Below are 15,525 nucleotides of genomic sequence, written 5' to 3' on the forward strand. Positions count from 1 at the left end.
CGACGTGCCAACCAAGGTTGGCACCTACCAGGGCATGTTCCAGTAGATCCACGCCATGCGTGGATGGCGGTGAAGTGCCAACCAAGGTTGGCACCTACCAAACGGTTTACGCCATGCCCGAGTGACGCAGCAGCGCATCGATCTGCGGTGCGCGCCCACGGAAGGCCTTGAAGTTTTCCGCCGCCGGACGGCTGCCACCGCGCGACAGGATCTCATCGCGGAAGCGTGCACCGGTTTCAGCCAGTGCCTGCGGCGCTTCCTCGAACGCGGCGTATGCATCGGCACTGAGCACTTCAGCCCACTTGTAGCTGTAGTAACCGGCCGCGTAGCCGCCGGCGAAGATATGGCTGAACTGGTGCGGGAAACGGTTCCAGACCGGCGGGTGGTTCACCGCCACCTCCGCACGCACGCGATCCAGCAGCGCCAGCACGCTGTCCTGCGCCGGTTCGAACTGGCTGTGCAGCAGCATGTCGAACAGGCCGAACTCCAGCTGGCGCACGGTCGCCATGCCGCTGTGGAAGTTGCGTGCTGCCAGCATGCGCTCGTACAGCCCGCGTGGCAGCGGCTCGCCACTGTCCACGTGCGCGGTCATGCCCTGCAGGTGGTCCCATTCCCAGCAGAAGTTCTCCATGAACTGGCTGGGCAGCTCCACCGCATCCCACTCCACGCCGTTGATGCCAGCCACGCCCAGCTCACCGATGCGGGTCAGCAGCTGGTGCAGGCCGTGGCCCATCTCATGGAACAGGGTGGTCACCTCGTTGTGACTGAAGGTGGCCGGCTTGCCGTTGGCACCGCGGCCGAAGTTGCACACCAGGTAGACCAGCGGCGTCTGGATGCTGCCATCGGCACGCTCGCGGCGGTTGCGGCAATCATCCATCCACGCACCACCACGCTTGCCCTCGCGCGCATACAGATCCAGATAGAACTGGCCGACCAGCGCGCCCTGCGCATCGACCAGACGGAAGAAGCGCACATCCTCGTGCCATACCGGCGCGCTGTCCTCCTGCACGCGCAGGCCGTACAGCTGCTCGATCACCGAGAACAGGCCGCCCAGCACCTTCGGTTCGGTGAAATACTGCTTCACTTCCTGCTCGGAATAGCTGTAGCGCGCCTGCTTGAGGCGGTCGGCGGCGAACGCCAGGTCCCAGGCCTGCAGGCTGTCGATGCCGAGCTGTTCGCGTGCGAACTGCTCCAGCTCGGCCCGATCCTTGGCGGCGAACGGCTTGGCGCGCGAGGCCAGGTCACGCAGGAAACCGAGCACCTCGGCCGGGTCCTGCGCCATCTTGGTCGCCACCGAATAATCGCCATACGAACCGAAGCCGAGCAGCGCCGCCAGTTCCGCGCGCAGGGCCAGGATGCGGTCGATGTTGCCGCTGTTGTCCAGCGCGTCGTCGCCGAATTCGGACGCACGCTGTGCACTGGCCCGGTACAGGATCTCGCGCAGGTCGCGGTCCTCGCCCCAGGTCTGCACCGGCAGGTAGCACGGCATCTGCAGGGTCAGTTTCCAGCCGGCCTTGCCGTCCTTCTGTGCTGCGGCATGTGCAGCGGCCTTCACGTCTTCCGGCACGCCCTTCAGTCGCGCTTCGTCCTCGATGATCAGCGACCACGCGTCGGTAGCGTCGAGCACGTTCTGCGAGAACTTCGCCGACAGCGCCGACAGCTCCTCCTTGATCGCCGCAAAGCGCTGCTGCGCCTCTGGCGCCAGCTCGGCACCACCGAGGCGGAAATCGCGCAGGGTGTTGTCCAGCACCTTGCGCTGGGCGTCGTCGAACGTCGCGGCCTCCGCGCTGGCAGCCAGTGCCTGGTACTGACGGTACAGCGCCAGGTTCTGGCCCAGCGCGCTGGCAAAGCGGGTCACCCGCGGCAGGTTGCTGTTGTAGGCCTCGCGCAGTTCCGGGGTGTTGACCACGCCCTGCAGGTGGCCGACCACCCCCCAGGCGCGCCACAGGCGCTCGGTGGCATCGTCAAGCGGGGCCACGAAGGTCTGCCAGCGCACCGGCTGCACCTGCTCGGCCGTGCTGACGGCGGCCTCGGCCTCGGCCAGCAGCACGTCCAGCGCCGGCGCCACGTGCTCGGGGCGGATGGCCTCGAAGCGCGGCAGGCCGGAAAAATCGAGCAGGGGGTTGGCAACGGTCACGGCAGATCTCCAGGGTACGGGCCCGGCAGGCGGGCAGCATGCAGGATATGGCGCTGGCAGGCGGGGCTGACAAGGGGGCACGGCCCGGCATTCACGTCGGCCTTACGGTCGCGCACCAAAGCTCTGGCTGCGGGGGAGTCCGCGGCGATACGCACCAAACGAGGCCCTACATGGAAGGTCTGGCTGCAGTTGCATCCGCCTCACCGGCCCGGTCACTGGCATTGTCCGCCAGCCCGGCCGAACTGACCTGGATCGCCGCATTGTGCGATGCCAGCGACGACGCCCCACGTCACCTGCATCAGCTGCAGGCAGTGCTACAGCAGGGCGGCACGTTCAACGATGCCCAGGAGTGGTATCCGTTCGAAGTGGTCGAACGCGGCGCCAGCCAGCTGCGGCTGGGCCATGAGCGCGAGTTCGTGATCTGCGTGCTGCTGTGGCTGCAGGCGCTGGCCCAGGGACGCACCAGCATCCTGGACCCGGGCCTGCATCTGGATGATCGCGCGATGGACATCGAGGCATTGCCCGATGCGCTGCGCGATGCCGTGCTGGACGCGTTCACCGCAGCGGGATATTGAGACGCCCCGCCGATCGGGTAGAGTCGACTGTCAGTCGACTTTCGCGCGCAGCGCGGGATTTTCGCGACCTGGACGTAGAGCAGTCGACTAACAGTCGACTCTACCCAGCCGATGCACATCCGGCCGTGCGTTGCCGTGCTACAGCGCTTCCAGGCTGCACCACGGCAGTTCCGGCAGCCCCTGCCCGGCCACCGCTGCGGCCAGCTGTGCATCGGCACCGTCGACATCGATGCCCTGGCGCGCGTACCACGCCGGGTCGTAGTAGCTCTGCGCATAGCGCTCGCCGCTGTCGCACAGGATGCTGACGATGCTGCCCTGGTGGCCGGCCTCACGCATCCACTGCGCGGCCTGCAGCACGCCGATGAAATTGGTGCCGGTGGATCCGCCGACACGACGGCCGAGCTGGCGGCTGACATGGCGCATGGCGGCCAGGCTCAGCGCGTCGGGTACCTTCACCATCGCATCCACACTGGTCGGAATGAAGCTCGGCTCCACCCGCGGGCGGCCGATGCCTTCCACACGCGAACCACCACTGCAGGTCAGGCCACGCCAGTCCTGCTCACCGGCCACGGCGGCCTGGTAACCGTCGAAGAACACCGACACTTCCGGGTCCGCGCACAGGATGCGGGTGTCGTGCCGGCGGTAGCTGACATAGCGGCCCAGCGTCGCTGCGGTACCGCCGGTACCGGGGCTGCACACGATCCATTCCGGAACCGGGCTCGGCTCCTCGGCCATCTGCTTGAAGATGGACTCGGCAATGTTGTTGTTGGCCCGCCAGTCGGTCGCCCGCTCGGCATAGGTGAACTGGTCCATGAAGTGACCACCGGTTTCGCGGGCCAGCTTCTCCGATTCACCGTTGAGTTCGCAGGCGCGCTCGACCAGGTGGCAGCGGCCCCCGTGGAACTCGATGGCGGCAATCTTCTCCGGCGAGGTCGTGGCCGGGATCACCGCAATGAACGGCAGACCGAGCAGCCGCGCGAAGTAAGCTTCGGACACCGCGGTCGAGCCACTGGACGCCTCGATCACCGGCCGTCCTTCGCGCAACCAGCCGTTGGTCAACGCGTACAGGAACAGCGAGCGTGCCAGCCGGTGCTTGAGGCTGCCGGTGGGATGGCTCGACTCATCCTTCAGGTACACATCGATGCCCTCGAACCCGGGCAGCGCCAGCGGGATCAGATGGGTATCGGCGGAACGGTTGAAATCGGCTTCGATCTTGCGGATGGCCGCAGCCACCCAAGCGCGCTGGGACATGGAACGCCACTTCGGTGAGTACAGCCGCGCATTCTACTCCGCCTGCAGGCCACAGGCGGGCACCGTGGTCCCCCCGCAACCACGGTGCCCTCCGCGTCAGATCTTGAAGTCGTCGTACGCGATCCGCTCCTCCGTCACACCCAGCCGGCGCAGCAGCTGCCGGGTCGCTGCCAGCATCGGCGGTGGACCACACAGATAGAACTCGCACGCGGACAGGTCCGGGTGCTGCCGCAGCAGGTCCTCGTGGATGGCGTCATGCACCCGCCTGCCCTCCCCTTCCTGCGAGCACACCGGGTGCCAGCTGAAGTTCGCGTGCGCTGCCGCCAAGGCCTGCATCCGTGCCCCATAGGGACAGTCGCGAGGACTGCGGGCGCCGTACCAGTAATGAATGCGTTCATCGCCGCCCTCGGCCAGGCGCTGTTCGATCATCGCCCGCAGCGGTGCCATGCCGGCACCGGCGCCGATGAAGATCTTCTCCCGGGCCACACCGCTGAGCGCGAAATCGCCGAATGGTCCGCTGTAGCGGACGCGGTCTCCGGGCCGCAGGGTGTATAGATACGTGGAGCCCTTGCCCGGAGGATGCCGCTTTGCATCCTGCCAACCTGGACTGAACCGGGCCAGCAGCACCAACTGCCCATCCGCAGCGGCAACCGGCATCGCCAGCGAGTACGAGCGCCGAACGGCGGCCTTGTTGTGCAGGGTCGCCGGCAACGGCAGCGGCCCCCAATCCAGGCGATGCTCGTCCGGGTGCCAGAGTGCGCTGCGCGGTACGTCATATTCGGGTACGTGCACCTGCAGATAGCAACCCGGTTGGTACAGCGTGTCGGCTGCATTATCAGGGCGCAGGTGGACCTCGCGCAGGAACGGCGTCACCGCCTCGACCCGTTCCACGGTTGCCCAATGTTCGGTCCACAGGCTCGGACCGCCGGCGACTTCGATCTCCAGATCCGAGTCCACCGGCAGATTGCAGGCCAACCGGCATCCCACCTTCAAGCGCGATCCGGCCAGATGTGCACGATCCGCAGCAGTAGGTACACCCGCATCCCCTCGAACCCGCACTTCGCACAAGCCACAGCTCTGGCCGCCGCCACAGTTGGAAGGCAGGTTCACGCCCTCGCGTGCCAGCGCCAGATAGACACTGTCACCACGGGCCGCGGCGACAGTGCGCAGATGGACACCGCCCTGCGCAAATACCCTCAACTGCCGATGACCGCGCCACCGCCGCGGAACGAACTCGTGCAGGCGGAAGCTCGCCAGCAGGAGCCAGACCCCGCTCAAGGCCATCCATAGCCCCCCTACTCCCATGCCGACTACCAACGGATTGTTGAAGTTCACCCGTGCGGCGTAGTCCATGATGTGCAGCATCCAGAACACGTCGAACAACCGCCACGTTGCAGTACGGTGCTCCAGCACCTGGCCACTGTCGGCGGAGACGTAGATCGTGGTGTCCTGTGCATCGGCGAAGTCCACCCGCCAGACTGGATCGGGGTGGGCCCGGGTTTCCAGGCTGTGCGGCAGATGTACCGGCGCAGCCGCTGCTCCTTCGCCGCGATAGGCGGCCTGCGCCACACGCAGGGCGATTGCCGGATCGATGATGATGCGCCGGCCATCACGCGCGTCGATCACTTCGGTTCCTTGCGGCGACTGCAAGCGATACACCGGCTGCTGCAGCAGCCAACCACTGTCCAGGGTCGCCGTCGACCGCCCTGCAGCACGAAGCGCATCGACCGGCGACACGGTGCCCGCCGGCCAGGCCGGTGCTTCCAACGGCCCCGCCCGTTGCGACGTGCCAGCGATCCGATCCGGGTCGAGCAGGCTCATGCCCAGCCCGCTGCCAAGCCAGACCAGGAACTGCAGCCCGACCAGCACTCCGATCCATTTGTGCATTCGGCGCAACCAGGGCGTCATGCGCGCCTCCTCTGGCCAAAGCTGTAGAACAGCAACCACAGGCCACTGAGCCCGAACCCGAGCCCGATCACTGATGCGGCACGCAGCAGGGTGTTGTTGACGTCGGTGCGATGCTCGTAGTCCATGATGTGGAACATCCACAGGAAATCGAACCAGCGCCATAGGCTGTGCCGGCGCGCCAGCAGTTCGCCACTGTCCGGTGACAGGTACAGCGTGGTGCTTCCACGATCAGCGAAATGGATCGCCCACATCGGTACTGGCCGGGTCTTCACCTCGGAAGGTGCATCGATCAGCCAGTCGACCCGCGCGACCTTGCCCGTGCCCTGGTACAGCGACTGCGCCAGCGCGACGGCCGCCGCGCGGTCCAGCCGCGGCAGGCGCTCTCCACTGACGGCATCGACCAGGAAGCGCTCCTTTCCGCGCCTGACGTCATAGACCTCACGCTCCAGCACCTTTTTGAGGCGGAACGACTGCAGCCCCGGATAGCGCGTGACCAGCACATCGGCGCCGACACGCTCACGCTGAGGTGTCAACGATTCGCCACGCACATGAGCGAGGTGATCGCCATGGATCACCTCCAGCGGCACCACGGTCATGTAGACACCACTGAGCATCCACAGCAATGCCTGCACACCGATCACCAGGCCGATCCACTTGTGGGCGCGACGCGCCCAGAATGCGGGTTTCATCTACTTCTTCTCCCTTGCAGGGCGCCCCGCCGCAGACGGCGGGGCGCTGCGTTCACCAGCGATAGCCAATGCGTGCGTACCAGCGACGACCCAGCAGGTCGTACGTCATGGTGTCGGTGTTGGCGTCGGTGTAGCTCTGGATGAAAGGCGCGGAACGATCGAATACGTTGTCCACGCCGATCGCCACATCCAGTGCCTTGCTGACCGCATACCTGAGCTGGAGGTTGTGATAGAACACCGAAGGCGCATGATCACCAATATCACCGCGTGCAGCATTGATGTCGTCGGCCCGGCCGATGTACTGGGTGGTCCAGGTGCCTGACCATTGCCCGCGTGCGGCGTTCAGCGACAGCAGACCGCGCCAGCGGGCATAGCTGCCACGACCGCCGGTGATCCGGCCCGCATAGGTGATCACTTCCGCCCCTGCGTATGGACGCACGTCATAGCGCTGCAGGTAGGAGACGTCAGCGCTGACGCTGGCATCCATGCCCCACGGCTTGAACTCGTACAGGGCTCCCAGGTCGATGCCACTGACTTCCTCATCGGCCGTGTTCACCGGCTGCGACGACAGGTAGTCCACTTCGCCGGTACGCGCATTGCGGGTGAAGTTGCTGGCATTGCAGAACGGGTGCGCCAATGCCGGCGTGTTGTAGCAGATGGCCAGCTTGGTGGATCCGGCGATGCGCTGGATCGCGTTCTCGATGCGGATGCGGTAGTAGTCCAGGGTCAGGGTCAGCCCTGGCGCGAACGTGGGCGTCCACACCACGCCTGCGGTAAAGGAGGTAGCGTCTTCGGGTTCGAGATCCGCGTTGCCACCAGAGGTGGTGAGGATGGTGTTGCCAGGCTGCACATAGCCCGCCGGTATGCCATGCGCCTGGCAGTTCGCACGTACCACCGAGTCGGCCGGGAGGCTGCTCCAGCCACTGCAGGGATCGGTGGTGGTGAGATTGCCTTCGGCCACGCCACCGAACAGTTCGGGAATGTTGGGGATGCGGAATGCGGTGGCATAGGTACTGCGCAGCTTCAATGAAGGGCTGACCTGCCAGTCCAGGCCGACCTTGTAGTTGAAGTCGCGGCCGAACAGATCATAGTCGGACACGCGGCCGGCCAGGTTCAGGTACAGGGAATCGGCAATGGCCGCGTCCTGCAGCAACGGCACTGCCAGCTCCACGTAAGCCTCCTTGGCCGTGTATCGCCCGGCGATCGGATCCTGCTGGTTGGTGTTGCCGATTCCGAGCACGGTCAGCGGGTCAGGATCGCGCCAACCGCGCTCCCTGCGCACCTCGACGCCAGCGGCGAAACCCACCCAGCCCGCAGGCAGCTCGAAGATCTGCCCGCTGAGGTTGGCAGTGAAGCTCTTCTGCTCGTTGCCGCCGGTATCGCGTGAGGTGTACAGGATGTAGTCGAGCACCTCGCGGCTCAGGTCGCCATAGCCCAGATAGTCGCCGCAAGGAATGGCGGCACCAGGCGCAGTGCTGCACAGCGCGCGGTCCAGGGTCTGGTCGACGCGATCAAGATTGGCAACGTTGTCCGAGCCATCCACGCCTGTGTTGCGTCCCCAGTTGAGGGCCACCGACCAGTCCCAGCTGCTGCCGAGCTGGCCTTTCAGGCCCGCCACCACGCGGTAGGTATCGGTCTCCTGGAAGAAGTGCCGTGGGCCGGCTTCTTCCAGGCGCCGGCGCTGCAGCAGCAGATCCTGCCCGGTGGGATTGGTTGGATGATCGGCGGCGATGTTGATCGGCCGGTACACGCCCAGCCCGCCCGACGTAGCCAGCTGCCTGGATTGGCGATTGGTGTACATCGCCTCGATGAAAACGCGCGTGCTGTCATTGAGCTGGCTGTCGCCGAACACGCTCAGGCTGAGCCGCTCGATGGGATTGACCGCATTGAGCGTGGGATTGCCGTTGTAGTTGTGCTTGGCTGCCGAGTACGGCTCGTAGAAATCGCCGTCGCCGCCAGCCACCTGGTTGAAGTTGACGCGCTGCCCGTCGGCCAGCAATGCACGGCCGCCGATCGTGCTCGAGCTGCCGGAACAGACCAACCGGCCATCGGATTCGATCAGGCCGCAGGGTGCGCGCGAGGCCATGTTGACGGCACCACTGTCGAAATAGCTGACCGCGGCCATCAGGGAGCCGTGCTCTCCGCGGATGCCCCAACTGATGTCGACCGAGGTTTCCTCGCCGTCGCCCTGGCTGGTCTGGCCATAACGCACCGCCGCTTCGGCACCGTCGAAGCCCTGCTTGGTGATGATGTTGACCACACCGGCCACCGCATCGGCGCCATAGATTGCCGAGGCTCCATCCTTGAGTACTTCCACCCGCTCGATCAACGACACCGGGATGACGTTGAGATCGACCGAGCTGTTGGCGCCGGTACCACCGTTGACCATGCGCCGGCCATTGAGCAGGACCAGAGTCCGGTTGATACCCAGGCCGCGCAGATTGACCTGGGTGGTGCCGTAACCGTTCTCGGCCCAGTAGGCATTGCTCTGGCTGCCGGCGAACCCGGCCGATGCCGGCAGGCGCTGCAGCAGGGTCTCCACCGAGGTGGCGCCGGAGCGCTCGATGGCCTCGGCATCGACCACGCTCACCGGGCCGACACCTGACAACTGAGCGCGCTTGATGTGGCTGCCGGTCACCTGCACGGTATCGAGCGTGCGTGCGCTTCCATCGGTGGGTTGCGCGTCCTGCGCGGCGGCGGAGTGAATGACGGAGAAACACAACAGGCTGCCGATGGCCGCAGCCAGGGCATTGGACTTGAGGTACATGCTCTCTCTCCCGCAGGGGTACTGTCTCTGGGTGCCCTCGCCACGCTGCGGGCAAGGGACACGATGGCGTCCTGTGGACGCAGGGACAGCCGCTCAGGCGATGGGAGGTCGGAATACCCGTGAGAGTTTGCTGGCGGGCAGGATCAGCGATGGCAACGCCAGATCCAACGTGATGCGCGGATGGGCCGTCGCCAACAGCAACGGTGGCATCGGCGGATACAGGCTCAACAGGCAACGACAGTCACAACTGCTGGCGTCAACGCAGGTGCAGTGATCTTCATGCCCGGAGCCGGCGGCAGCCGGGGCCTGCTCATGGGAGGCATGTGCCGCCGCAGGTGCCTCCACTGTCGTGCGAGGCGTAACCTGGCATCCCACTGCCGCGCGAGCAGATGAATGCTGGCCGCCTGCGCCATGCAGGGCCATGCGCGTCCCCGCCCAGGCTCCGAAGATGCCTTCGAAGAGGAGCACGGCCATCAGCAGCAGCGGCAGCCATCGGCGGTACGGCATGGGAGCTCTGGAGACCCTCGGTTATTTGTATATACATACAAGCAATAGCGTGGCCAGTGAAACGCTGTCAACCATCATTGACGAAGTACCTGCGCATCGCCTTCCGTGCCGAACTCCTGAACACCGCTTTCCCGCCCTGCAATGCCATCGTTGCAGGCATTTCTCCCAGCGTTGCAGCAGCGCGGATCCCATTGCGGGTGCACAACGATTATCCTGCGTTGCAGCATGACCCGCCGATCCATGAACGGCTGGGAGGATGCAATGGCAGCGCTCGCTCCGGCAACTACCGGTTTCAGATGCAACTTCCAGGCACGCCTTCCGCGGGTTGTTTTCCCTTCCCCCTGACAAGGATGCGATCCATGAGCTTCCATTCCCTCCAACAGGTCCCCGGCGTCGCCGCCCAGGCCCCGGCCGAAACCACCGGCTTCGTGTTCAACCACACCATGCTGCGGGTGAAGGACATCACCGCCTCGCTGGACTTCTACACCCGCGTGCTCGGCTACCAGCTGATCGACAAGCGCGACTTCCCCGAGGCCCAGTTCAGCCTGTACTTCCTGGCCTACGTACCGGCCGGCGCGGTGGTGCCGGAAGACGACGCCCAGCGCCGCGTGTGGATGGCTGGCCTGCCGGGCGTGCTGGAACTGACCCACAACCATGGCACCGAAACCCAGGACGGCGCGGTCTACCACGATGGCAACAGCGACCCGCGCGGCTTTGGCCACATCTGCGTGTCGGTGCCGGACATCGAGGCCGCCTGCCAGCGCTTCGAGGACCTCGGCGTGACCTTCCAGAAGCGCCTGACCGACGGCCGCATGAAGAACCTGGCCTTCATCAAGGACCCGGACGGCTACTGGGTCGAGATCATCGCCAACTGACAAAAAGGGGACGGAGGGGATTAAGTCGTTTCTGGCACTATTGGCCGGAAGCGACTTAATCCCCTCCGTCCCCTTTTTTGCGAGGTTCGTATGGAAACGATGGAACTGCACCGTGGCCGCCTGATCGACCACATCCAGCTGGTGGTGCGTGACCTGGCGGCCAGCCGCCGCTTCTACCAGGCGGTGTTCGATACGATCGGCATCCCGATCGCCGGCGAAGGCGATGATTACTTCTGGGCAGATGAGCTGTTCATTTCCAGCGCCAACAGCGAGGCCGCCGCCGGCCAGCTGACCGGCCGCCACCACCTGGCGTTCCAGGCGCGCGACAGCGCTACCGTCGATGCCTTCCACACTGAAGCCATCGCCGCCGGCGGCACCGACAACGGTGCACCGGGCGAACGCCCCTACCATCCGGGCTACTACGGCGCCTTCGTGCTCGATCCGGATGGCAACAACATCGAGGTGGTCTACCACGGCCCGGCAAACTACAGTGCCGATTCGGTGAAGGTCACTTTCTGATATCACCGAAGCCGTGAACGAAGAAGCCGGGCAATGCCCGGCTTCTCTGCATCCAGGGATCCAGCCCTCAGTGGGCGGCCATGTAGATGTCCTGCAGCACGGCCTTTTCCAGTTCCAGCTCGCCCAGCAGGTTCTTCACGATGTCGCCCAGGCTGAGGATGCCAACCAGTCGGGTGCCTTCGGTGACCATCAGATGACGGCGCCGCGAGTACGTCATCAACGACATGGCCTGCTTCAGGGTCGCTTCCGGCGCAATGCCTTCCAGGCCGGTGGACGGCAGGCTGGAGATCACCCGGCGGCCGGCCTGCGGGCCGTCGTCGGCCAGGGTACGCACGATGTCCTTCTCGGAAATGATGCCGACCGGAGCATCGTCCTTCATCACCACCAGCGCAGCGATCTTGTTCGCGCTCATCTTGTGGGCGGCGGCACCGATGGTGTCTTCGGCGTCGATGGTGATGACAGCTTCTTTCTTGGATTGCAGGAGTTCGCGGACGTTCATTCTTGTTTCCTGGTGCAGGTCACTGAAGTCAAAAAAGTGTGCTCTTCCGATACGCCCCCCTCCCCGGGAACAGACCTTTCAGCGCACGTCTGGCGCACCCGGCGGCCGCTTGGAATGGATCGGCAGACGATGTGCTGCAACGCGAACGAGGTAGGCTCAACGGCTCAACCCGGACCTCGGTCAACTCGATTCTACGACTGCGACCATCGGTCACTACCGGCATCGATAGGACAGTTCGTCGTGGGAACCAGCTGACGATCCAGAGAATGGCACCGCGGCTGAAACCGCCGCTGAATACAAGCGCAGTTGCGCATTAAAGATTGATTGCCTGCTGCCGACGGCGGACAGAACGCCCAGCCGCTGTCCCACTTGCCACCGCTACCGACGCAAACGAAAGGGCCCACGTGGGGCCCCTTCGCATGCAGCATCCAACAGATCCGTGAATGCCTTACTCCACCGTCACGCTCTTGGCCAGGTTGCGCGGCTTGTCCACGTCAGTGCCGCGTGCCAGCGCGGTGTGGTAGGCCAGCAGCTGCACCGGAATGGTGTGCACGATCGGGCTGAGCACGCCGGCATGGCGCGGCGTGCGGATCACGTGCACGCCTTCGGACTCATTGAAGTTGCTGTCCTGGTCGGCGAACACGAACAGTTCACCGCCACGCGCGCGCACTTCCTGCATGTTCGACTTCACCTTTTCCAGCAGGCTGTCGTTCGGCGCGATCACCACCACCGGCATGTCCTCGTCCACCAGCGCCAGGGGGCCATGCTTCAGCTCGCCTGCCGGGTAGGCCTCGGCGTGGATGTAGGAAATTTCCTTGAGCTTGAGCGAGCCTTCCAGCGCGATCGGGTAATGCAGGCCACGCCCCAGGAACAGCGCATTGGACTTGCGCGCGAAGCGCTCGGCCCAGGCGGCGATCTGCGGTTCCAGGTTCAGTGCGTGCTGCACGCTGCCTGGCAGGAAGCGCAACTGCTCCAGGTAATCCGCTTCCTGCGCTGCGCCGATACGGCCCTGCAGCTTGCCCAGCACCACGGTCAGCTGGAACAGTGCGGCCAGCTGGGTGGTGAAGGCCTTGGTCGAGGCCACGCCGATCTCGGCGCCGGCCCGGGTGTAGCAGACCAGCTCGCTGGCGCGCGGAATCGCGCTTTCCGGCACGTTGCAGATCGACAGCGTGTGCTTGTGGCCGAGCGACTTGGCGTACTTCAGCGCCTCCATCGTATCCAGCGTTTCGCCGGACTGGGAGATGGTGACGACCAGATGCTTCGGGTTCGCATAAGCGGCGCGATAACGGTACTCGCTGGCGATCTCCACGCTGCACGGCAGGCCGGCGATGGCTTCGATCCAGTAGCGCGCGGTCAGGCCGGCGTAGTAGCTGGTGCCGCAGGCAATGATCTGCACGCCCTCGATGCCCGACAGCACCGCTTCGGCGTTCTTGCCGAACAGCTTGGCCGGGAAACCACCGGCGTCGATCGCCGCCTCGATGGTGTCGCCCAGCGCGCGCGGCTGCTCGTGGATTTCCTTCTGCATGAAGTGGCGGTACGGACCCAGCTCCAGCGAAGCCAGCGACACATCGGACAGATGCACATCGCGTTCGACCGGCTGGTCATGCTCGTCGAAGATGCGCACGCCGTCGCGGCGGATCTCGGCGGTGTCGCCCTCTTCCAGGAAGATGACCTTGCGGGTGGCCGAGATCACCGCCGAAACGTCGGAGGCAACGAAGTTCTCGCCCTCGCCCAGGCCGACCAGCAGCGGGCAGCCCATGCGTGCGCAGACGAAGCGCTCCGGCTCGGCGCGGCTGACCACGGCCAGCGCATAGGCACCGGTCAGCTCTTTCACCGTGTGCTGCAACGCCACCAGCAGGTCGTCGCCGTCCTTCAGGTGATGGTGGATCAGGTGCGCGATCACTTCGGTATCGGTCTGCGACTCGAAGGTGTAGCCCAGCGCACGCAGCTTCTCGCGCTGCTCTTCGTGGTTCTCGATGATGCCGTTGTGCACCAGCGCGACACCGTGGCTGATATGCGGATGCGCGTTGGCCTCGGTGACGCCCCCATGGGTGGCCCAACGGGTGTGGCCGATGCCCAGCACCGCATTGAAGCCCTCGGCCTCGGCCGCGGTGGCCATTTCCGACACGCGACCCGTGCGACGGACACGGCGTACTTCGGGGCGCGCGGCGTGGTCGATCACCGCGATGCCCGAGGAGTCGTAACCACGGTACTCAAGCCGCTTCAGGCCCTCGATCAGTACCGGCACCACATCGCGATCGGCGATTGCACCCACGATTCCACACATGTCACGCGTTTCCTTGAAGACGATCGGCGCATTCTAGCCCGCGTGTCCGGCTTCCCCCTCCTGTCCGCTTAATGAAAGTGTCCGGAAAGGTGTCCGCGGACACCCGGACACTTCAGCACGCCGCCCAACCCATTGACCTGAAAGGAAATAAAGTTGGCACGCTACGTGCTTGATATTGGCTACCACCGTCAGGCACGCACCCGATGATCCGCGACACTTCCGCACAGGACCAGATCGTTTCCTCCGCCCCGGCCGGCACCACCCGCGCCAACTGGCAGCGCTATCGCTGGCCGGCACTGGGCGCCATCGTGCTGCTGGCCGGCATCGGCTGGGCCGTGCACGCCTGGTCCAATGCCAGCCGCTCCTTCGACAGCAGCCGCGTGCGCATCGCCGAAGTGAAGCGCGGCGACCTGGTCCGCGACATTGCCGCCGACGGCCGCGTGATCGCCGCCAACAGTCCGATCCTGTACGCCATCTCGGCCGGCACCGTGGACCTGAAGGTGGTCGCCGGCGACGTGGTCAAGAAAGGCCAGGAGCTGGCGATCATCGACAGCCCGGAACTGCGCAGCAAGCTGGCCCAGGAACAGGCCACCCTGGCCGGCCTGGAGGCAGAGGCCAGCCGCGCCGCGCTGGATGCCACCCTGGCCCGCGCCAAGTCGCGCAAGGAAACCGACCAGGCCACCATCGAACGGCAGGCCGCCGACCGCGACCTGCAGCGCTACCAGCGCGGTTACGACGGCGGCGCAGTACCGCAGATCGATCTGGCCAAGGCCAAGGACTCGTTGAAGAAGGCCGACATCACCCTGGCCAATGCCACCACCGATGCCCGCCTGCAGAGCCAGGGCGCTGACCTGGATGCCCGCAACAAGCGCCTGCTGGCCGACCGCCAGAAGGCCGTGGTGGCTGAAGTGCAGCGCCAGGTCGATGCACTGACCCTGCGCGCACCGTTCGATGGCCAGGTCGGCCAGGTACAGGCCGTCCAGTCCACCAACCTGGCCGCCAATGCGCCGGTGCTGGGCGTGGTCGATCTGTCCAAGTTCGAAGTCGAGATCAAGGTGCCGGAAAGCTTCGCCCGCGACCTGGCCATCGGCATGCCGGCGCAGCTGACCGGCGGCAACGGCAAGCCCTTCCCGGGCGAGATCAGCGCGGTGTCACCGGAAGTGGTCAACGGCGAGGTCAATGCCCGCGTGCGCTTCGCCAGCGCACAGCCGGAAGGCCTGCGCCAGAGCCAGCGGATGTCGGTGCGCGTGCTGCTCGACACCCGCAAGGACGTGCTGAAGGTCGAGCGCGGCCCGTTCGTCGAACAGGGCAATGGCGTGGCCTACGTGATGGATGGCCGCACCGCGGTGCGGCGTCCGGTGGAACTGGGCGTCAGCAGCCTGGGCGAAGTGGAAATCAAGTCGGGTGTGCAGCCGGGCGACCGCATCGTGGTCTCCGGCAGCGACCTGTTCAAGGACGCCGAACGCGTCTCCGTCAACTGATACCTGATACCTGAATCCTGGAGAGAGGAC

At 65.4% G+C, this 15,525-nt stretch carries 12 protein-coding genes; 4 read left to right on the forward strand and 8 right to left on the reverse strand.

All coding sequences use genetic code 11. The annotated features are described in order from the left end of the window. Nucleotides 1-106 precede the first annotated feature (106 nt). Entirely contained in the window at nt 107-2,137 is a 2,031-nt protein-coding gene (locus N5J73_RS07040) for a M3 family metallopeptidase (protein ID WP_049443938.1), read from the reverse strand. 170 nt (nt 2,138-2,307) lie between these two features. On the opposite strand from N5J73_RS07040, the gene N5J73_RS07045 reads away from it, so the two are divergent. Then, nucleotides 2,308-2,712: a hypothetical protein gene (locus N5J73_RS07045; protein ID WP_049443936.1), complete on the forward strand. Its 405-nt coding sequence runs from the start codon at nt 2,308-2,310 to the stop codon at nt 2,710-2,712. Between the two features lie 138 nt (nt 2,713-2,850). Here the strand turns inward: N5J73_RS07045 and N5J73_RS07050 are convergent, their stop codons facing one another. The 5 genes from N5J73_RS07050 to N5J73_RS07070 all read right to left on the reverse strand — a co-directional run bounded on the left by N5J73_RS07050 (nt 2,851) and on the right by N5J73_RS07070 (nt 9,834). Continuing rightward, nucleotides 2,851-3,963: a PLP-dependent cysteine synthase family protein gene (locus N5J73_RS07050; protein ID WP_049443934.1), complete on the reverse strand. Its 1,113-nt coding sequence runs from the start codon at nt 3,961-3,963 to the stop codon at nt 2,851-2,853. A gap of 96 nt (nt 3,964-4,059) precedes the next feature. Then, a complete protein-coding gene (locus N5J73_RS07055; RefSeq protein ID WP_080354791.1) occupies nt 4,060-5,871 on the reverse strand; it encodes a 2Fe-2S iron-sulfur cluster-binding protein in 1,812 nt (603 codons plus the stop codon). Next, nucleotides 5,868-6,560, reverse strand: coding sequence for a PepSY domain-containing protein (locus tag N5J73_RS07060; protein ID WP_049443931.1), 693 nt, complete (start codon nt 6,558-6,560; stop codon nt 5,868-5,870). The genes N5J73_RS07055 and N5J73_RS07060 overlap by 4 nt, the downstream gene beginning before the upstream one ends. 52 nt (nt 6,561-6,612) lie before the next feature. After that, nucleotides 6,613-9,327 carry a TonB-dependent receptor gene (locus tag N5J73_RS07065; RefSeq protein ID WP_049443930.1) on the reverse strand — a complete coding sequence of 905 codons (2,715 nt, stop codon included), beginning with the start codon at nt 9,325-9,327 and terminating at the stop codon, nt 6,613-6,615. A gap of 93 nt (nt 9,328-9,420) precedes the next feature. After that, entirely contained in the window at nt 9,421-9,834 is a 414-nt protein-coding gene (locus N5J73_RS07070) for a CopL family metal-binding regulatory protein (RefSeq protein WP_152906636.1), read from the reverse strand. A gap of 359 nt (nt 9,835-10,193) precedes the next feature. Here N5J73_RS07070 and gloA point away from each other — a divergent pair, with 359 nt between their 5' ends. Next, nucleotides 10,194-10,709, forward strand: coding sequence for a lactoylglutathione lyase (gene gloA, locus N5J73_RS07075; protein WP_049443928.1), 516 nt, complete (start codon nt 10,194-10,196; stop codon nt 10,707-10,709). A 90-nt stretch (nt 10,710-10,799) separates the two neighbouring features. Beyond that, nucleotides 10,800-11,228, forward strand: coding sequence for a VOC family protein (locus N5J73_RS07080; protein WP_049443926.1), 429 nt, complete (start codon nt 10,800-10,802; stop codon nt 11,226-11,228). 67 nt (nt 11,229-11,295) lie between these two features. On the opposite strand, the gene N5J73_RS07085 is transcribed toward N5J73_RS07080, so the two are convergent. Continuing rightward, the gene (locus tag N5J73_RS07085; RefSeq protein ID WP_010481344.1) at nt 11,296-11,727 is read right to left on the reverse strand and encodes a CBS domain-containing protein; all 432 of its coding nucleotides are present in this window, start codon (nt 11,725-11,727) and stop codon (nt 11,296-11,298) included. 448 nt (nt 11,728-12,175) lie between these two features. After that, nucleotides 12,176-14,014, reverse strand: a complete 1,839-nt coding sequence (gene glmS / locus N5J73_RS07090) for a glutamine--fructose-6-phosphate transaminase (isomerizing) (RefSeq protein ID WP_164078616.1) — start codon at nt 14,012-14,014, stop codon at nt 12,176-12,178. A gap of 203 nt (nt 14,015-14,217) precedes the next feature. Here glmS and N5J73_RS07095 point away from each other — a divergent pair, with 203 nt between their 5' ends. Beyond that, complete coding sequence (locus N5J73_RS07095; RefSeq protein ID WP_049443924.1) at nt 14,218-15,495, forward strand: efflux RND transporter periplasmic adaptor subunit; 1,278 nt, start codon at nt 14,218-14,220, stop codon at nt 15,493-15,495. Nucleotides 15,496-15,525: the final 30 nt, after the last annotated feature.

Origin of the sequence: Stenotrophomonas sp. GD03654 (assembly GCF_029845105.1) — a bacterium.
Classification (GTDB): domain Bacteria; phylum Pseudomonadota; class Gammaproteobacteria; order Xanthomonadales; family Xanthomonadaceae; genus Stenotrophomonas; species Stenotrophomonas africana.

Excerpts from the sequence above, each read along its gene's own strand:
- N5J73_RS07085 (WP_010481344.1), bottom strand. The coding sequence starts at position 11,727 with ATGAACGTCCGCGAACTCCTGCAATCCAAGAAAGAAGCTGTCATCACC.
- N5J73_RS07050 (WP_049443934.1), bottom strand. The coding sequence starts at position 3,963 with ATGTCCCAGCGCGCTTGGGTGGCTGCGGCCATCCGCAAGATCGAAGCC.
- N5J73_RS07060 (WP_049443931.1), bottom strand. The coding sequence starts at position 6,560 with ATGAAACCCGCATTCTGGGCGCGTCGCGCCCACAAGTGGATCGGCCTG.
- N5J73_RS07080 (WP_049443926.1), top strand. The coding sequence starts at position 10,800 with ATGGAAACGATGGAACTGCACCGTGGCCGCCTGATCGACCACATCCAG.
- N5J73_RS07065 (WP_049443930.1), bottom strand. The coding sequence starts at position 9,327 with ATGTACCTCAAGTCCAATGCCCTGGCTGCGGCCATCGGCAGCCTGTTG.
- N5J73_RS07045 (WP_049443936.1), top strand. The coding sequence starts at position 2,308 with ATGGAAGGTCTGGCTGCAGTTGCATCCGCCTCACCGGCCCGGTCACTG.
- N5J73_RS07055 (WP_080354791.1), bottom strand. The coding sequence starts at position 5,871 with ATGACGCCCTGGTTGCGCCGAATGCACAAATGGATCGGAGTGCTGGTC.
- glmS (WP_164078616.1), bottom strand. The coding sequence starts at position 14,014 with ATGTGTGGAATCGTGGGTGCAATCGCCGATCGCGATGTGGTGCCGGTA.
- N5J73_RS07095 (WP_049443924.1), top strand. The coding sequence starts at position 14,218 with ATGATCCGCGACACTTCCGCACAGGACCAGATCGTTTCCTCCGCCCCG.
- N5J73_RS07070 (WP_152906636.1), bottom strand. The coding sequence starts at position 9,834 with ATGCCGTACCGCCGATGGCTGCCGCTGCTGCTGATGGCCGTGCTCCTC.
- gloA (WP_049443928.1), top strand. The coding sequence starts at position 10,194 with ATGAGCTTCCATTCCCTCCAACAGGTCCCCGGCGTCGCCGCCCAGGCC.